Origin of the sequence: Novosphingobium profundi, assembly GCF_018491765.1 — a bacterium.
Classification (GTDB): domain Bacteria; phylum Pseudomonadota; class Alphaproteobacteria; order Sphingomonadales; family Sphingomonadaceae; genus Novosphingobium; species Novosphingobium profundi.
In genome coordinates, this window is sequence record NZ_JABWCU010000042.1 from 1 (window position 1) to 17,352 (window position 17,352).

Genomic DNA, 17,352 nt, shown 5'->3' on the forward strand with positions numbered 1-17,352 from the left:
GCGATGACGAGCGTGACGCCCGCCGCCTCGACGCTTTCGCGTGCGCTCTCGGGAATGCCGGCGTCGGTGATGAGGACGTCGATCTCCTCGAGCCCGCACACGATCGCGCCCGAGGATGAGGTGAACTTCGAACTGTCCACCATCAAGATGACCTGCTCGGCCTGATCCATGAAACGGCGTTCGGCCGCGACGAGGATCACGTCGTGCTGCATGACGCCCTGCGGGCCGACGGCGGCCGCGCCCATGAACAGCTTGGGCGCGTGGAAGCGCGGCATCGAATGCTCGCCCGCAGGCGCCAGCACGATGTTCTGCTCGCGAAAGACCATGCCCGAGGGCAGCAGCACGCGCGTGTCGGGCAGCGGCAGCAGGGCATCAACGATGTGCAGCGAATTGGTGAGCACCTGCAGGTTCTTGCCGGCCAGATGGGCGCACATCTGCAGCGTGGTGGTGCCGCCGTCGATCATGATGCCCTCGCCGGGCGAGCACATCCGCGCGGCGGCACGACCGATCGCCTGCTTGGCGGGCAGGTGCTGCGTGATCGCCTGGACGAAGGGCGTGCCGAGCAGGCCGGGAGGGCCCGAGCCGGCGGCCTCGTCGGGCAACCTGGCACCGCCGTGGACGCGCTCGATGCGGCCCGACTCCTCGAGGCGCGTGAGGTCACGCCGGATCGTCGCCGGAGAGGCATCGATGCGCGCTTCCAGCTCGCGATAGGTCACGAAGCCGGTCGGCGTCAGCGCCTCGAGGATCAGTCTTTCCCGTTCTTGCGAATGCATCACCCTGCCATACATCTTGGTCTCGCCCCCGCCTATGCCCGCTCTCAGTGGACCACGCCACCGCTATCGAGCATGTTGCCCAGCCCGATGATGCCGGTCGCCCCGATGAGAAGCGCAATGCCCGCCCACACCATCGTGCGGGTGCGCGTGCTGGCGCCCTTCCATTCCTTGAGCGCGAAGCCCCAGAGCGTGGAAAAGAGGATGATCGAGGCCATGTGCAGCGTCCACGAGGAAAACCCGAAGCGTCCCATCTGGCTCTCGCCCATGGTGTAGAAGAAGAACTGGAAGTACCACAGCGTCCCGCCGAGCGCGGCGAGCAGGTAGTTGACGAGGAGCGGCGCGCGCTGGCTGACGGGCGAGGGGGTGTGAGGATCCGAGCCCGCGCCCGCGTCCGCGATGGCCGCGGGATCGGCGACCGCGCCGAAGAACTGGCCGAAGCTCTTGTTGCGCATGATCAGCCAGGCGCACCAGATCGCGTTGGTGGTGAGGCCGCCCGCCAGCACCACGCAGAGCACCGGAAGGCCCTGGTTCAGGGGGTCGGTGCCCGCAGCCAGGGTCAACTGGCGGATCGGCTCGCCGGCGGCGAGGCCCCAGGCGAAGCAGCCCGACATCACGCCCGAGAAAAGGGCGATGAGGATGCCCTTGCGCAAGTTGAATTCGGCGACGCCCTCGCTTGCGGCCTCGCCGAGTTCGGCGTCCTTGCTGTGTCCGGCAAAGGCGACGACGACGATGCCGACAAGCGTGACGAGAATGCCGAGCAGGGTCAATTGGCCGCTGAGGCTGGCGGCGACGGCGCCGATCGTGCCGTGGTAGATCGGCGGCCCGAGCGTGCCGATCACGGTGGTGATGCCAAGCGCCACCGCCATGCCGAGCGAGAGGCCGAGATAGCGCATGGTGAGCCCGAAGGTGAGCCCGCCAAAGCCCCAGAGCGCGCCCCAGAACCAGCACCACCAGAGCGTTTCGGTGGGCGTCTGGGAAAGAACGCCAAGCAAGTTCTCGGTGCGCAGCGAGGCGAAGAGCCAGGGGGCGATGGCCCAGGAGAACAGACCTCCCGCCAGCCAGAAGATCTCCCAGGACCACAGCTTGATGCGCTTATAGGGCACGTAGAAACTGGCCGAGGCGAAACCGCCGATCCAGTGGAAGATGACACCCAGGGCGGGATTTGGGCCCATGACTTGCGGTTCCTCTCGGTTTGTTCGTGTTGGTATGGGCCTGCCTCTTGGACGGGCGGGCCCTTGGGGGTACGGGACAAGGCCCGCACCCCGGTAGAACGGGTCAGACGCGCGCGATCACGCTGGCGTCGATCTCGGCGATGCGGGTGGTGCCGGTCAGCGCCATGGCGACGCGCATCTCGGCTTCGATCAGGCGCAGCATCTTGAGCACGCCCGCTTCGCCATCTGCGCCCAGCGCCCAGGCCCAGGCGCGGCCGAGCAGGACCCCCTTGGCGCCCAGCGCCAGCATGCGCACTACGTCGAGACCCGAGCGGATGCCGCCATCGGCAAGCACGGTGAGCCGGTCACCCACCGCGTCGGCGATCGGGGGCAGCGCGCGCGCGCTGGAGAGAACGCCGTCGAGCTGGCGCCCGCCGTGGTTCGAAACGACGATGCCGTCCGCGCCCAGTTCGGCGGCCTCCTTGGCATCCTCAGGGTCGAGGATGCCCTTGATCACGAGCGGCCCGTTCCATTCGGCGCGGATGAAATCCAGGTCGCGCCAGTTGATCGAGGGGTCGAAGTTGTTGCGCATCCAGGCGAAGAAGTCCTCGATCCCGGTGTTGCCCTTGAGCACGGGCGCGACGTTGCCCAGCGTGTGGGGGCGCCCGTTGAGGCCCACGTCCCAGGCCCAGCCGGGGCGCATCATGGCCTGGCCGGTCCGCCACAGCGCACCCTTGAGCCCGCCCGAGCCGGCAAGGCCGGTGTGGTAGTCGCGGTAGCGGCTGCCGGGCACGGGCATGTCGACGGTGAAGACGAGGGTGGAGCATCCCGCCTCGCGCGCCTGGACCAGCAGGTCCTTCATGAATGCGCGGTCGCGGATCATGTAGAGCTGGAACCAGAACGGTTTGCTGGCGGCCTTGGCGACTTCGCCGATGGTGCAGGCGCCCACGGTCGAAAGCGTGAAAGGCACGCCCGCCGCCTCGGCCGCGCGCACCGCCTGGCATTCGCCGCGCCTTGCGTTGAGCCCGGCAAGCCCGATCGGGGCGAGGGCGAGGGGCAGCGCGACCTTCTGGCCGAACAGCTCGGTCGAAAGGTCGAGCTGCGAAACGTCGCGCAGCACGCGTTGGCGCAGGGCCAGTTCGGCAAGGTCCGAGACGTTGCGGCGCAGCGTCGCCTCGGCGTAGGAGCCGCCGTCGATATATTCGAACAGGAAACGCGGCAGGCGACGGCGCGCCGCCTCGCGGAAATCGGGAACGGATGCGGTGATCATGCGGCAACCTGCCGCATGTGGGCGTGCCAGCGCGCGCGGTAGGCCGCGAGGTCGCCTTCGAGCGGTTCGACGCGGGTGAGGCCGCCGCGCGCCTCGAGCCCGGGATCGACGAGGCGCAGCGCACCGAACGAGACGTCGTTGTGCGCATTGGCGAGGTAGACCTTCGTATGTGGCCGCAGCGCGGCAAGCGCGCGCACGAAGACTTCGGCCTCGGCGAAGCGGCCCTCGATCAGCAGCGTCTCCTTGGCGCCGATCAGGTCGAGCGCGGTGTCGGCCACCATCGCGGCGTAGAGGCAGATGGCCGCGCGCCGGGCGTACCAGGTGCCCGCCCATTCTTCTGGGCGGTCTACCCACTGCGCCTGCCCGTTGGGGAAGGGCCCGAAGCCCGGCGCGAGTGTGGGCATCATCATCGTCCCGCGCGCGAGCAGGCCGGGCACGGCGGCCATGAGCTTGGGCTGGTCGGGACGGATATCGACGCGGCGGGTGTCGATCTGGATGATCTGCTCGATCTCGCGCCCGCCCATGAAGCGCGCCGAAGGCACCGGCTCGCCATAGGCATCGACGTTGACGAGCGTGTCGCGCGCCTCGGGCAGGCTGGCCAGTGAAACGGGCTCGCGGGCAAGGCGCATGGCAATGAACCAGGTGCCGGTGGAAAGGATCGTCGCCTCGGCGTCGGCGATCTCGGGAAAGCCGCGCGCGGCGAGGAGGGCGGCGTTCGAATCGTGGATGCCGGCAAGCACCTGCGCCTCGGCGGGAAGTCCGGTCTCGGCGGCGAGGTCCGCGCGCAGCGTGCCCACCACGTCGCCCGCTCGCTTGACGGGGGCGAACCGAGTGGCCCAGCCCTGCTTCTGGGCCAGGGGCGAGAAGGTGCCCTCGACCGGGCACCACAAGTCGGTGTGGCAACCCAGGCTGGTGGTCTCGCTGACGGCGATGCCGGTCAGGAACCAGGCCCAGTACTGCGCCCAGGGCACGAGTGTCGCGCCGGCCATGGTCTCGGGATAGTGGCGGTCCATCCAGAAGACTTGCGCCCCCAGGTTCAGGCCGTCGGGCAGGGCGGGCGAACCGGTCAGCGTGAAGCGATCGCGCGCGCGGCGGTAGTCGGACATGACCTCTTCGGGCGGCGACTGTTCGTAGTCGACCGGCGCGAAGAGGGCGCCCTCGCACCCGCTTTCGCCGCCCAGCGCGACGAAGCCGGCACCATGGGCGACCGGGATCAATTTCTCGACCGGATGATCGGCCCAGCCGCGCAGCGTCGCGCGAATCCAGTTGCCGATCCCGGTGGCGTCGAGGCGACGGATTCCATCGATTTCATGGGTTTCGTTGGGGCGCACCTGGCGGTCGACCATCGTGCCCTCGCGCGTCCACAAGGACAGCTTGCTCAGGGTCTTGCCGATGTCGACGACGATGAATGTGCCTTTGGCCGTCATAAGCTCTCAAACTCTCCCATGCCGTCCCACCATGCTCGAAGATGGTGTTGTGTGATTGCATTTGATCGTTTAGTATCGGATTAGATCGAAGATGAAAAGAGTGATTCTTTCGAGAGGATGACCATGGATACGCTTACTGCCCCCGCTCGTACGGCTGCCATTCCCTTCGCTGTTCCGTCGAGCCGCTGGGACGACGCGCACGCCGCGACGCTCAGCCCCGCCGAACTGCTGCTTTACCGTTCGAACCTGCTGGGTTCGGACCTCACTGTCACGAACTTTGGTGGCGGCAACACTTCGGCCAAGCTGACCGAGACCGATCCGCTCACCGGCGAGAGCGTCGAAGTGCTCTGGGTCAAGGGTTCGGGCGGCGACATCGGCTCGATGAAGCTCGATGGTTTTGCGACGCTCTACATGGACAAGCTGCTCGGCCTCCAGGCGCACTACGCGGGCCCTGAGGACGACGACAAGATGGTCGGCTTCCTGCCGCACTGCACCTACAACCTCAACGGCCGCGCGGCCTCGATCGACACCCCGCTGCACTCGCAGCTGCCCTTCGCGCACGTCGACCACGTTCACCCCGACGCGATCATCGCGCTGGCGGCCTCCTCGAACGGCGAAGCTGCCACGCAGGAAATCTGGGGCGGCAAGATCGGCTGGCTGCCGTGGAAGCGCCCGGGCTACACGCTGGGCGTCATGCTGCGCGAATACGTCGCGGCCAACCCGCATGTCGAAGGCGTGATGCTGGCCGGTCATGGCATCATCTGCTGGGCCGACAGCGCCAAGGCCTGCTACGAACACACCGTCGAGTTGATCGCGGATGCCGCGAACTACCTCAACGCCAAGCTTTCCGAAAAACCCGCTTTCGGCGGTCCGGTCCACAATCTCTCCTCCGACCGGGCGGCCATTGCTGCCGACCTTATGCCGCGCCTTCGTGGTCTCATGACCGGTGCGCGGCGTAAGGTCGGTCATTTTTCGGATGACGCCGAAGCGCTCGAGTTCGTGAACTCGGCCGAGTTCGAACGCCTCGCCGCGCTCGGCACCTCGTGCCCGGACCATTTCCTGCGCACCAAGATCGCGCCGCTCACGCTCGATCCGGCAAAGCTTTCCGACGATGACTATCTTGCGCAGAAGATCGCCGATTACCGCGACCTTTATGCGGCGTATTACGAGCGCTGCAAGCGCCCCAACTCGCCCGCGATGCGCGATGCCAACCCGGTCGTCGTGCTGGTGCCGGGCGTCGGTCGCATCACTTTCGCCACGGACAAGACCACCGCGCGCCTGGCCGGGGAATTCTACGGCAACGCGATCAACGTGATGCGCGGCGCCGAGGCGATCGGCGAATACATCGCGCTCGACGAGCAGGAAGCCTTCGACATCGAGTACTGGCTGCTCGAGGAAGCCAAGCTCCAGCGCATGCCCGCGCCCAAGCCGCTGGTCGGCCGCATTGCGCTGGTCACCGGCGGCGCGGGTGGCATCGGGGCTGCGACGGCGGCGCGCCTGATGGCCGATGGCGCCTGCGTCATGCTGGCTGACCGCGCGGCCGATGCAATCGAGGAAGTGCGCGCCGGTTTTGCGAAGCAGTTCGGCAAGGACGTGGTGCGCGCCACGGTGTGCGACGTGACCGACGAGGCGCAGGTCGCCGAGGCCTTCGCCGCCTGTGCCCGCGAATTCGGCGGCCTCGACATCCTCGTCGCCAACGCAGGCATCGCCTCCTCGGCGCCGATCGAGGAAACCACCATCGAGCTGTGGGACCGCAACTACGACGTGCTGGCCCAGGGCTACTTCCTCACCAGCCGTGCCGCCTGGCCGCTGCTGAAGCGCATGAAGGACCAGGGCGGTTCGTCGGTCGTCTTCATCGGCTCGAAGAACGCAGTGGCCGCCGCCACCAACGCCAGCGCCTACGCTTCGGCCAAGGCGGCGGCGAACCACCTGGCGCGCTGCCTGGCGCTCGAGGGCGCTCCGGCGGGCATTCGCGTCAACACCGTCAATCCCGATGCGGTCATCAAGGGCAGCAAGATCTGGGACGGCGACTGGCGCAAGGAGCGCGCGGGCGCTTATGGCATCGACTCCGGCGCCGCGCTGGAAGAGCACTACCGCAAGCGCTCGATGTTGGGTCGCGACGTGCTGCCCTCCGACATTGCCGAGGCGGTCTACTTCCTGGCCTCGGACATGTCGGCCAAGTCGACCGGCAACATGGTCAACGTGGATGCCGGCAACGCGCAGGCCTTCACCCGCTGATCGAACGTGACCCGCGGCGCCCCTCTTGACCGGGGCGCCACGGGCGCCTTCAACGCCATGCAAGACGATCCGGTGAAGCCGGACCTGAGAGGACGAATTCCATGACCAACCTGCCGATTTCCGACGAACTGATCGCCGAGGCCAACGCCCGCGAGATGGACGCGCTCGAGGACGAATATGGCGCACTTGGCCGCAAGCTCGAGCGTGCCGGTATCGATATCGACACGATCAAGAACCGCGTGGCGGACTTCTCCGTCGCGGTACCCTCGTGGGGCGCGGGGCGCGGCGGTACGCGCTTTGCCAAGTTCCCGATCCCCGGCGAGCCGACCTCGATCCACGAGAAGCTCGAGGACTGCGCGGTCATCAACCAGCTCTCGCGCCTGACCCCGCGCGTCTCGCCGCACTTCCCCTGGGACAAGGTTTCCGACTACGGCGCGCTGCGCGAGGAAGCGGCGAGCCTGGGCCTCGGCTTCGACGCGGTGAACTCGAACACCTTCCAGGACCAGAAGGACCAGGCGCAGACCTACGCCACCGGTTCGCTCTCCTCGACGGTCGCGGCCACCCGCGCGCAGGCGGTCGAGCACAACATCGAGTGCATCGAGATCGGCAAGCAGCTCGGCTCCACCGACCTCACCGTGTGGGTCGGCGATGGCACCAACTTCCCTGGCCAGCAGGACCTGGGGCGCAGCCTCGACCGCTACCTCGAGGCCGCGAGCCAGGTCTACGCCGCGCTGCCCGACGACTGGCGCATGCTGCTCGAGCACAAGATGTTCGAACCGGCCTTCTACTCGACCGTGATCCAGGACTGGGGTTCCTCGATCCTCGCCGCGCAGGAGCTGGGCCCCAAGGCCAAGTGCCTCGTCGACCTTGGCCACCACGCGCCCAACGTCAACATCGAGCAGATCGTGGCGCGCCTGCACCGCTTCGGCAAGCTGGGCGGCTTCCACTTCAACGACAGCAAGTACGGCGACGACGACCTCGATTCGGGCTCGATCAATCCGCACCAGCTGTTCCTCGTCTTCAACGAACTGGTCGAGGCCGAGCTGAATCCGCGTGACGGCTTCAACCCCAGCTACATGATCGACCAGTCGCACAACGTGACCGATCCGATCGAGTCGATGATGAGTTCGGCCGAGGCAATCGGGTCGTGCTACGCCAAGGCGCTGCTGGTCGACCGCGAGGGGCTCCACCTCGCGCAGGAAGCCAATGACACGATGATGGCCTTCCAGGCGCTGCGCCGCGCCTACAACGTCGATGTCGCGCCGATCCTCGCCAAGGCGCGTCTCGAGGCGGGCGGCGCGATCGACGTGCTGGGCGTCTACCGCGAGAGCCGCTACCGCGACCGCAAGGCGCAGGAGCGCAAGGCGGTGGGTCTGGGCGCCGGTATCGTCTGATCCGGTCCGACAGGACGAAATACGAAGAAGGGGGGGGGCGCCGACCGCGCTTCCCCCCTTTTTTCATGCCGCGCTCGCGGGCTGGTCAGTCCGCGAGGGCGGTGTAGCGAAAGTCGCGAAAGCGCGCCTCGCCTTGCCCGGCCGCGTAGAGGCCCGGGCGCAGCATCAGGAACCCGCCCCGCACATTGTGGTGGTAGCCCGAGACTTCCATGCCGCGATCGAAGCGCTGCCAGGTCTTGCCGCCATCGCCTGAGGTGTGGATCGCGACGATGTGGCGTCGGTTGGTGATCCGCATCTTCATGCGGCGGCCGTGGGGGTTCGCAGGGCGCGCGCGCTCGATCCCGTACTGGTGCGTGACGAAGCGCCCTGCGTCGAAGCCAAGTCCGGCGTAGAGCTTGTCGTCGTAGAACAGGACGAGGCCCGCGGTGCAGCCCGGGTCGATCTCGATGTCGCATTCGAAGCGGTAGCTGGTGTCGCCCGCGATCAGCAGCAGCGGCGAGCCGCTCGAGGGGGCGAGCCCCTTCGCGGCGAAATGGAGTACGCCCTCCACGCTGCGACAGCGCGCGGCTTCCTCGGGCACGGGACGGAAGAACGACCAGCGCGTGCCGAGCGCGAGGGGAGCACCAAAGTCGTCGGACAGCGCCATGCCGTGGGGCAGCGCGGAGCCGCCTTCGGGAGCGGGCAGGGGGTGGGCCAGATCACCGCCGGTCATATGGAACCAGTCGTCGGCGTCCCAGGTCACGGTGTCGAGCAGGCACTGGCGCCCGAGCGTCCAGAAATCGGCTTCGTATCCATGGTAGAGCGCGTACCAGCGCGTGTCTGGGCCTTCCACCAAGGAGGCGTGGCCGCGCGACCACCAGGCCTCGTCCTGGCTCCGGGTGCGCACCAGCGGATTGCCGGGGTGGTGCTGCCAGGGACCGTGGATCGAGCGCGACCTGGCGGCGATGACCATGTGGCCGGTCGGCGGGCCGGCGGTGCCGCCGACCGCAGTCAGCATGTAGAACCAGTCGCCATGGCGATGGATCTTGGGACCCTCGGGCGAAAAGCCTTCGACGTCCCAGTCTTCGGGATAGCGCCAGGGATCGTAGACATGCTCGACTTCGCCGGCGAGCGACAGCCCGTCGTCCGACAGGCGGACCCGGTCTCCGCCCGAGAGGAACAGCCAGCGCGAACCGTCCTCGCCCACCGCATGGCACGGGTCGATGTGGTCGTGGAGGCCGAGCGGGACGGGATCGCTCCAGGGGCCGTCGATGTGTTGGGCCGTGATGACGAAAATGTCGTTGGGTTCGGCCTTGACCGGGATGTAGAGGAAATAGCGCCCGGCGTGCTTTTCCAGGCTCACCGCCCAGACCGAGCCGATGTTGCGAGTGAGCGCGGGCTGGCGGGGTTGCCAGTTCACCAGGTCGCGGCTGTGCCAGATGGTGAGGCCGGGGTAGGAATCGAAGCTTGAAAAGGTGAGGTAGTAATCCTCGCCGTCCTTGAGCACCGCCGGGTCGGGCCGGTCGCCCGAGAGCACGGGGTTGAGGAAGGTGCCGTTGCCGAGGTCGGCCACGCGCTGGTTGTCGCGCCCGCGCCGCCAGCGGGGCGAGGCCCCCTGGCCAGTTGCCGGGGCGGGCGGGAGGAGAGGAGGTTCGCCCGCCCCGGCTGCGGCGGCCGAGCCGGTCGGCGCCGCCAGAGCGACTGCGCTGAGAGCCCCCGCCTTGAGCGCATCGCGTCTGTTCAAGGTCATCGTTTCATCCAAATCCCGTGCTGCGGGCCCAGGCGCGCCACAGTTCGGGCCAGGCCTCGACCGGTTTGCCGATCGTCGTGCGCAGTCCGAAGCCGTGCCCGCCATGGGCGAAAAGATGGGTTTCCACGGGCACGGCGCGCGCCTTCAGCGCCGCGCGCAGGCGCAGCGTGTTGTCGACCGGCACGACGTCGTCGTCCTCGGCGTGGAGGAGGAAGTGGGGCGGGGCATCGGCGGGCACGTTGCGATCGGGGGAATGCGCCGTCGCAAGGCCGTCCGAGGGCGCGGGGCCGAGCAGGAGGTCGCGCGAACCGGCATGCGCGATGGCCGGATCCATCGACACCACGGGGTAGACGGGCGCGGCGCAGAAGGGCCGCGCGGACAGCGTGTCGGCGGCATCGATCGGGGCGTAGACGTGCGCGGCGAAACGCGCGGCAAGATCGGCGCAGAGATGCCCTCCGGCCGAAAAGCCCATCGCCGCGACCCGTTCGGGGGAAATGGCGAATTCACGAGCGCGCTGGCGGATGAGACGCATTGCGCGCTGCGCGTCGGCGAGGGGAACGTCGGCCCGGTTCGCCCAACCCTCGCCAGGCAGGCGATAGAACAGGACGAAGGCGGTGAAGCCACGCGCGCAGAGCCAGCGCGCCATCTCGAAGCCTTCCTTGTCGACCACGACGTGCTTGTAGCCGCCACCCGGAGTCAACAGTACGGCGCCACCATTGGGGCGGTCGGGTCGGAACACCACCAGGCGCGGGCAGCTGATGCCCGCGACCGCGCGGTCGGTGACGAGATCGCTCTGCGAACGTTCGGTGACCGTTTCAATCGGCGGTGTTGCGGGCAAGCCCGGCGCGCCCGCCGGCCACAGGTCGATGGTCTCGACGGGCTGCGGCAGGCCTGGCGCGCGCGGGCTGTCCGCGCGTGGGGGCGGGGTCTGGGCGCTGGCTTTGCCTGCACCGAATGCAAGCCCCGAGACGAGGGAGGCGGACACGAACGACCGGCGGTCGAGGATCATGGCGTCTGTCCCTTGTCCCGGAGCATCAGGCTACTTCACCCGATCAGTAGCTGAAGCGCGCACCGAACAGGAAGGTGCGGCCATAGTGGTTGTTCTCGTAATTGCGGTTCGCTGCGAGGTCGGTGTAGCGATAGCGATAGTTGTCGGTGAGGTTGGTGCCCTCGAGCGAGACCTCGATGTGGTCGGTGAACTTGTAGCGGATCGAGGCGTCGACGTTCAGGGAACTGCCATAGCCCTCGAACACGTTGTTGTTGCCGCTCGTGCTGTCGTTGTAGCCGCTGCGGTAGGCGACCGAGCCACGCACCGAGAACTTGCCGTCGTCGTAGTAGGCCGTGCCGTTCCACGAACGCTTGGCAAGGCCGAGCAGCGGCTGGACGTAGTCTCCGTTGGCCACCGCGACCAGTTTGTTGGTGGTCGGGTCATAGACCAGCGCGCCCGCGACCGAGTAGTCGACGTCGCTCTTCACCAGCGTCAGGTTGGCGAGCACGCCGAAGTGGCGAAGCGTTTCCGAGAAGGTCGAGAAGGGCAGTTGCAGCGAGAGCTCGATGCCCTTCAGGTTCGCGCCGGGGCCGTTGCCGGTGGTGCGGAATTCGAACTGGCGGTTCGGATCGCTGCCGCCGACGACCGCCTCGTAGGCAGGCGTGCCCGGCGTCAGCAGCGAGATCGGCAACCCGCTGTCGGCATAAGTGCCCTGAAGCGAGGTCGAAATCGGGAAGCTGACGATGTCCTTCGCGAAGACCGCGACCGAAGCCAGCGCGCCGGGGGCAAAGTACCATTCGGCCGCGAGGTCGTAAGTCGTCGCGCGGTAGGGATCGAGGAACGGATTGCCCGAGCTGACGCGGAAGTTGAACTGGTCGACCGAACCGCCAGGGGTCAGGCTGCCCAGCGTCGGACGGGTGATTACCTTGGCGATCGCGCCGCGCAGGATCACGTTGTCGGCCGGGTAGAGGTTCAGGTTGAACGAGGGCAGGAAGTCGTCGTAGTCGCGCTTGACCGTGACATAGGTCCCGTCGGTATAGCCCGAGGACGACTGTTTGGTCTTGGCGTAGCGCACGCCGGCGTTGCCGTTGAGGCGCATGCCGAACAGTTCGGTCTCGAACTGGGTCATGAACCAGCCGCCCATGGTCTTCTCGGTCACCTCGCGCGTTTCGCCTTGCTGGAGCACGGCTTCGCGGTTGTAGAGGTCGACGAAGTCGGTGGCGGCATCGAGGTTGGGCACGACCCAGGCGTTGGTGTTGCCCGAGGGCTGGCCCGCGTTGCCCAGCTCGAAGATATCGGCCAGGTCGCTGGTCACGGGTGCGCCGTTGGTGCCCGAAGCGCAGGTGAAGGCCGAGCAGTAGGTCGCGTCGCGACGGTAGCCCACCGTGCTGAAGTCGAACTGACGGAAGAACCCGCCCGCCAACAACTTGAAGTTGTCGGTGACGTCCCAGTCCACATCGCCCGAGAAGGTCTTGAACTTGTTGGTAAGGTAGGAGGGGCGGTCGCGGAATTCGGCGAATTCGAAGGCGCTGGGATCGGTGATCGAACTGCCGAAGGTCAGCAGCGGCGACTTCATGTCCGAATAGTCGTAGTGGTAGCCCGTGGCGTCGCGGTCGTCGAAGGCGATCGTCGTCTCGACCGGGATGTCGGCCTGCGACTTGGAAAAGCCGCCCAGCAGGTTGACCTTGACGGTATCCGAGAGGCGCTGCTCGAGCCGGGCGGAGAGCTGGTAGAACTCGGTCTGGCTTTCGCGGTGGTAGCGTTCGGTGCGCACGTAGACGTTGTCGAGATCGGCCGAGATCAGATTGTTGTCGGCGTCGATCACGTAGTTCGAGACGTCGATGCTCTTCTCGTTGCTGCGCAGCAGGACTTCGCCCCAGTATTCGTCGCGGTTTTCCTTGAAGCGCGAATAGAGACCGTCGATCGAGAGCTTGGTGTCCTCGGTCGGCTCCCATTGGATCGAGCCGGTGGCACCCAGGCGCTCGCGGTCGTGGCTGACGAGGCCGTAGCGCGGGATGCGCGGGTGAAAGGCTTCGGCCACCTCGATGCAGGCATCGGAAGGGTTGGCGACGAAGTTCGACCCGCTCATGCAGGTCTCGCCGTTGACCGAACGGAACGGTGCCTGCGCCCAGCGCACCGAGTTGTTGCCCAACTCGAGCGTCGTGTAGTCCGACCAGGCGACCGAAGCCGATACCCCGAACGTGTGGTCCTCGTTCACCCAGGCGACGAGCCCGGCAAGGCGCGGGTCGACGTCCTTCGAGAGATCGTTGTAGCGCCCCTGCGCCGAGGCGACGGCGGTGAAGCCCGACTTACCCTGCAAGGGCGCGCCGGTGTTGAGATCGACCACGGCGCCCAGCGAACCTTCGTCGAGCGCAGCCTCGGCGGTCTTGTGGACGACGATCGAGCTGAACAGCTCGGACGCGAAGACGTTGAAGTCGAAGGCACGGTCGCGGTTGGCCGAGGCGCCATCGGTCGAGGTGGCGATCGTTTCCATGCCGTTGACGCGCACGCGGGTGAACTGCGCGCCGAGGCCACGCACGGTGATCGCGCGCCCTTCGCCCGCATCGCGCTGGATCGAGATGCCGGGGATGCGCTGGAGCGATTCGGCCAGGTTCTGGTCGGGGAACTTGGCGATGTCCTCGGCGACGATCGCGTCGACCGCGCCGATCGACTCGCGCTTGACGTTGATCGCGGCATCGAGAGACTGGCGGTAGCCGGTCACGATGATCGCTTCGGGATCGACGGTGCCGGTGGCATCGCCGGCCACGTCCTGGGCGAGAGCCATCTGCGGAAGCGCGAGCGCGCTGGTCGCCGCCAAGGCGCTCTTGACTAGTGAAATCCTCGTTACATGCTTGCGCATGGCCTCATCCCCTCACTTGGCTCATTAGCCTTATGTTACCGGTGTCAGAAACGCGCGTGTCGCCTCGCGTTCCTGGCATTGCATCGTCTCCCGGCGCCTTGCAGCGCCCACTTGCAGCGGAGAGTTCCACCGCTCCGGTATTCCGTTCTCGGGTATTGCCCTCTTTGGTAACCGGTGTCATTGTTATGAGCGCAGGGCACCCATCCTGTCAAGAAGATGAACGAAGTGGGAGATGTGATTTGAATTTGCGCAAGCATGCTCGCCGTTTGACGCTGATCGCGCTGTCCGGTTGCGCTGTGTCCGGGGCCGCTTTCGCCGCTCCGGTGGAGCCGACGCACGGCGGGGAGGGCGGGCGAGTCGTCCGCGTGACCACGCTCGCCAAGGACGGTCCGGGATCGCTCGCGGCGGCGCTCGCCACCAAGGGCAAACGCGTGATCGTGTTCGAGGTGGGCGGGGTGATCGACCTCGAACGCTCGGTGCTCGAGATTGCCGAGCCTTACGCCACGATCGCCGGGCAAACCGCGCCTTCGCCGGGCATCACGATCATCCGGGGGGGCATCGACCTCAAGGGCCACGACGTCATCCTCAGCCATCTGCGGATCATGACCGGGGTCGACGGCCAGCCAAAGCTTTCGGGCTGGGAGGCCGACGCCTTCTCCACCGTTGCGGCGCACAACGTGATCGTCGAACATTGCAGTTTCTTCTGGGCGGTCGACGAGAACATGTCGGCTTCGGGGCCGCGTTTCACCGGCAATACCGTGAACGACTGGCGCAAGGGCACCAGCCACGACATCCTCTTCCGCGAAAACCTCGCCGCCGAGGGGCTCGCCGATGCGAGCCACCCCAAGGGCGAGCACTCGAAGGGCACGCTGGTCCACGACAACGCCACGAACATTACCTTCTACCGCAACCTTTGGGCGCACAACATGGAGCGCTCGCCGCTGGTGAAGGGCGGCGCGCAGGTCCTGATGATCAACAACATGATCTACGATCCCGGCCACCGCGCGGTGCACTACAACCTCATGAACCTCGAATGGGCGGGCCATGACTACGTCACGGGCGAGATCACGGCGGTGGGCAACCTGATGCGCGCGGGCAATTCGACCGCGCCAGGCCTTCCGTTCCTGACGCTGGGCGGTGACGGCGACCTTGCGTTCTACGGCAAGGACAACAAGGCGGTCGACCGTTGGGGCAACCCGGAAGCGACGTTCGGGCGCTATGGCGTGACGAAGGCAAGGCTGATCGAGAAGGATGCGCCGATGGCGGGTCTTGACGGTTACGACATCCTGCCCGCCGACGGCCTCGAGACGAGCTTGCTTGCGAGCGTCGGCGCACGCCCCTGGGACCGTGCCCCGGACGACATCCGCGTGCTGTTCTTCGTGGCCGAGGGACGCGGTGAGATCCTCGATGATGAGAAGGTCGTTGGCGGCTATCCGCATCCGGCGCCCACGCGTGCGCCTTTCGTGGAGAAGGATTGGAACATGGTGACGATGACGCCGGTCTCGGGCATCTATCCCGGGCAGAAGGCGGGCGCGCAGGAGAAGCTCTCGGCGCGCGACAAGGCGATGCGGCAGTGATCGTGGCCGCCTTGCTGCTGGCCGCTGCGCCCCCGATGGCTGTGATCGACGAGGCCGATACCGTGCGTGAGGAAGCCCCTCCGCACGGGGCCATCGGCATGAGCACCGCCTATCGCATTTCGGACGCGGCGCCTTCGCCGCGCACGATGGAGTTCCGCCGCCGGGTGCTGCATCCCGGCAGCGCCATCGGCGAACACCCCATCGCGCACGACGAGGTCTACTACGTGCTCTCGGGCGAGGGCGAGGTGATCTCGGACGGCCAAAGCGCGCGCGTTCGCGCCGGCATGGCGGCCTATCTCTACACCGGTGCGGTGGTGGGGATCCGCCAGCTCGGCGAGGAGCCCCTCTCGCTGATCGTGGCCTATCCCAATCCGCCCGCCACGAAGGAGGAATGAGGCGGCGTCAGGTCCCCGGCTGGACGTAGGGCGCGAGCGACCAGAATTCGCGCTCCCAGCGGCGGGGATCGTCCTTTGCGCGCACCGTATCGTCGAAAATCATGGTCGTGCGCGCGGGCAGGGCATAGCGCGGCCAGTCGTCGCGCCCGGGCGTGCCGGTCCTGGCCAGGCTCGTGAAGGCACGCATCATCGCGGCGCTGAGCGCGCGGGCCTTGGCGTCGCTGCCCGAATAGCTGCCCGGGGCGTCAAGCGTGCCGAAGACATAGGGAATGTCGTCGGTGTGCGCGGCGCCGCGCAAGGGGTCGCGCGGGGAAGGGCGGTCGAGTTGGTAGACCCAGGTATCGCTGGCCCCGGCGCGGGCTCGTTCGTCGGCCTCGATCACTTGTCCCGGCCAGGATCGGCCGGCGGTGGTCGCTGCGTAGTAGATGCGCTCGGCGCTCCAGTCGGGGAAGTGGGCGCGGTATTGCGCGGTGACCCAGACGGGGTCGAGGTCGATCTTGATCTCGCGCCCGATCCGTTCGGCCAGGTTGTCCCAGTCGAGCCCGGCAAGCCTGGGCCCGCGTGGGTCGAGGAAGGCGCGGGTCTCCTCGCGCGTGTTGCCCAGGATCATCGGAACGCCGAGCGACTGCGGCGCGGCGTCGGGCCAGAACGGGTGGCGCGGCAGATTGGTCATGTCGAGCACGGGCCCGAAGTAAAGCGGCCCTGCGCCCATCACGGGATCGGTGGCCTCGAGCGCTTCGACCAGCCGCTCGACCGGCATCGTGCGCAAGCTTTCGACATCGTGGGCGCCGAGCTTTAGCGCGGTGAGGAGCGCCTGCGTGCGGCGCCAGGCATGCGCTGGACCACTCGCCTGGACCTGCTGTCCGCTCATCGTGGCGGCACAGTGGAACAGGCCTTTCGCGGCGGGCATGGCCATGAGGGTCGCGATCTTCGCCCCGCCGCCCGACTGGCCGAAGACCATGACCCGTGCCGGGTCGCCGCCGAACGCCGCGATATTCGCGCGCACCCAGTGGAGCGCGAGGACGAGGTCGAGCTGGCCGAGGTTGCCGCTGTCGGCGAAGCGCGGGCCGAAGGGCTTGAGCCAGGCATAGCCGAGCGCGTTGAGGCGGTGGTTTACGGTGACCACCACGACATCGCCCTGCGCGGCCAGCTTCGCACCGTGGGTGAGGGGATCGGTGACCGAGCCTGTCGTGTAAGCCCCGCCGTGGAAGTAGACCATGACCGCGCGGCGCGCGCGCGGATCGGCTTCGGGCGTCCAGATATTGAGGAAGAGGCAATCCTCGCTTTGCATCTGGTCGGAAAGAGCGCGCTGCGGGCAGAGCGGGCCGAACTGCCGGGCCGGGGTGGGCGCTTGCGGATAGGGTTCGGCCAGCGCGCGGGCGAAGCGGGCGGCGCGGCCATAGCGGATGCCCAGGAAGGCGCAAGTGCCTTGCTCGATCACCCCCGCATAGCGACCCGCGATGGCCCCGCGTGGCATGGCGGCCCGCAGGGCGGGTGCACTGGCTGCCAAGGTGGCGGCTCCGCCCGCCAGCACCGCGCGGCGGCTGGCG

Annotated in this window: 12 protein-coding genes; 4 read left to right on the top strand and 8 right to left on the bottom strand. The window is 67.4% G+C overall.

Annotation, left to right across the window (positions count from 1 at the left end):
• The 4 genes from HT136_RS25190 to HT136_RS25205 all read right to left on the bottom strand — a co-directional run.
• Nucleotides 1–773, bottom strand: a 773-nt coding sequence (locus tag HT136_RS25190; RefSeq protein ID WP_214202550.1) for a DeoR/GlpR family DNA-binding transcription regulator, incomplete at its 3' end; no start/stop codon positions are given.
• A gap of 44 nt (nucleotides 774–817) precedes the next feature.
• Complete coding sequence (gene rhaT, locus HT136_RS25195; protein ID WP_214202551.1) at nucleotides 818–1,945, bottom strand: L-rhamnose/proton symporter RhaT; 1,128 nt, start codon at nucleotides 1,943–1,945, stop codon at nucleotides 818–820.
• Between the two features lie 103 nt (nucleotides 1,946–2,048).
• Nucleotides 2,049–3,194, bottom strand: coding sequence for an FMN-dependent L-lactate dehydrogenase LldD (lldD, locus tag HT136_RS25200; RefSeq protein WP_214202552.1), 1,146 nt, complete (start codon nucleotides 3,192–3,194; stop codon nucleotides 2,049–2,051).
• On the bottom strand, nucleotides 3,191–4,621 hold the full coding sequence (locus tag HT136_RS25205; protein ID WP_214202553.1) for an FGGY-family carbohydrate kinase: 1,431 nt from the start codon (nucleotides 4,619–4,621) through the stop codon (nucleotides 3,191–3,193). The genes lldD and HT136_RS25205 overlap by 4 nt, the downstream gene beginning before the upstream one ends.
• Before the next feature lie 123 nt (nucleotides 4,622–4,744).
• Here HT136_RS25205 and HT136_RS25210 point away from each other — a divergent pair, with 123 nt between their 5' ends.
• Both HT136_RS25210 and rhaI read left to right on the top strand, forming a co-directional pair.
• Nucleotides 4,745–6,859, top strand: a complete 2,115-nt coding sequence (locus HT136_RS25210; RefSeq protein WP_214202554.1) for a bifunctional rhamnulose-1-phosphate aldolase/short-chain dehydrogenase — start codon at nucleotides 4,745–4,747, stop codon at nucleotides 6,857–6,859.
• Between the two features lie 101 nt (nucleotides 6,860–6,960).
• A complete protein-coding gene (gene rhaI, locus HT136_RS25215; protein ID WP_214202555.1) occupies nucleotides 6,961–8,253 on the top strand; it encodes an L-rhamnose catabolism isomerase in 1,293 nt (430 codons plus the stop codon).
• Between the two features lie 85 nt (nucleotides 8,254–8,338).
• Here the strand turns inward: rhaI and HT136_RS25220 are convergent, their stop codons facing one another.
• From HT136_RS25220 to HT136_RS25230, 3 genes are read right to left on the bottom strand one after another with little or no spacing between them, the layout of a single operon-like run.
• The gene (locus HT136_RS25220; protein ID WP_214202556.1) at nucleotides 8,339–9,982 is read right to left on the bottom strand and encodes a family 43 glycosylhydrolase; all 1,644 of its coding nucleotides are present in this window, start codon (nucleotides 9,980–9,982) and stop codon (nucleotides 8,339–8,341) included.
• Nucleotides 9,983–9,986: 4 nt separating this feature from the next.
• Nucleotides 9,987–10,991 carry an alpha/beta hydrolase gene (locus HT136_RS25225; RefSeq protein WP_214202557.1) on the bottom strand — a complete coding sequence of 335 codons (1,005 nt, stop codon included), beginning with the start codon at nucleotides 10,989–10,991 and terminating at the stop codon, nucleotides 9,987–9,989.
• Nucleotides 10,992–11,034: 43 nt separating this feature from the next.
• Entirely contained in the window at nucleotides 11,035–13,830 is a 2,796-nt protein-coding gene (locus HT136_RS25230; protein WP_214202558.1) for a TonB-dependent receptor, read from the bottom strand.
• Between the two features lie 272 nt (nucleotides 13,831–14,102).
• Here HT136_RS25230 and HT136_RS25235 point away from each other — a divergent pair, with 272 nt between their 5' ends.
• Nucleotides 14,103–15,407 carry a pectate lyase family protein gene (locus HT136_RS25235; RefSeq protein ID WP_425516918.1) on the top strand — a complete coding sequence of 435 codons (1,305 nt, stop codon included), beginning with the start codon at nucleotides 14,103–14,105 and terminating at the stop codon, nucleotides 15,405–15,407.
• A gap of 35 nt (nucleotides 15,408–15,442) precedes the next feature.
• Nucleotides 15,443–15,802: a cupin domain-containing protein gene (locus tag HT136_RS25240; protein ID WP_214202561.1), complete on the top strand. Its 360-nt coding sequence runs from the start codon at nucleotides 15,443–15,445 to the stop codon at nucleotides 15,800–15,802.
• Nucleotides 15,803–15,809: 7 nt separating this feature from the next.
• On the opposite strand, the gene HT136_RS25245 is transcribed toward HT136_RS25240, so the two are convergent.
• Nucleotides 15,810–17,352, bottom strand: a 1,543-nt coding sequence (locus HT136_RS25245) for a carboxylesterase/lipase family protein (RefSeq protein WP_214202560.1), incomplete at its 5' end; no start/stop codon positions are given.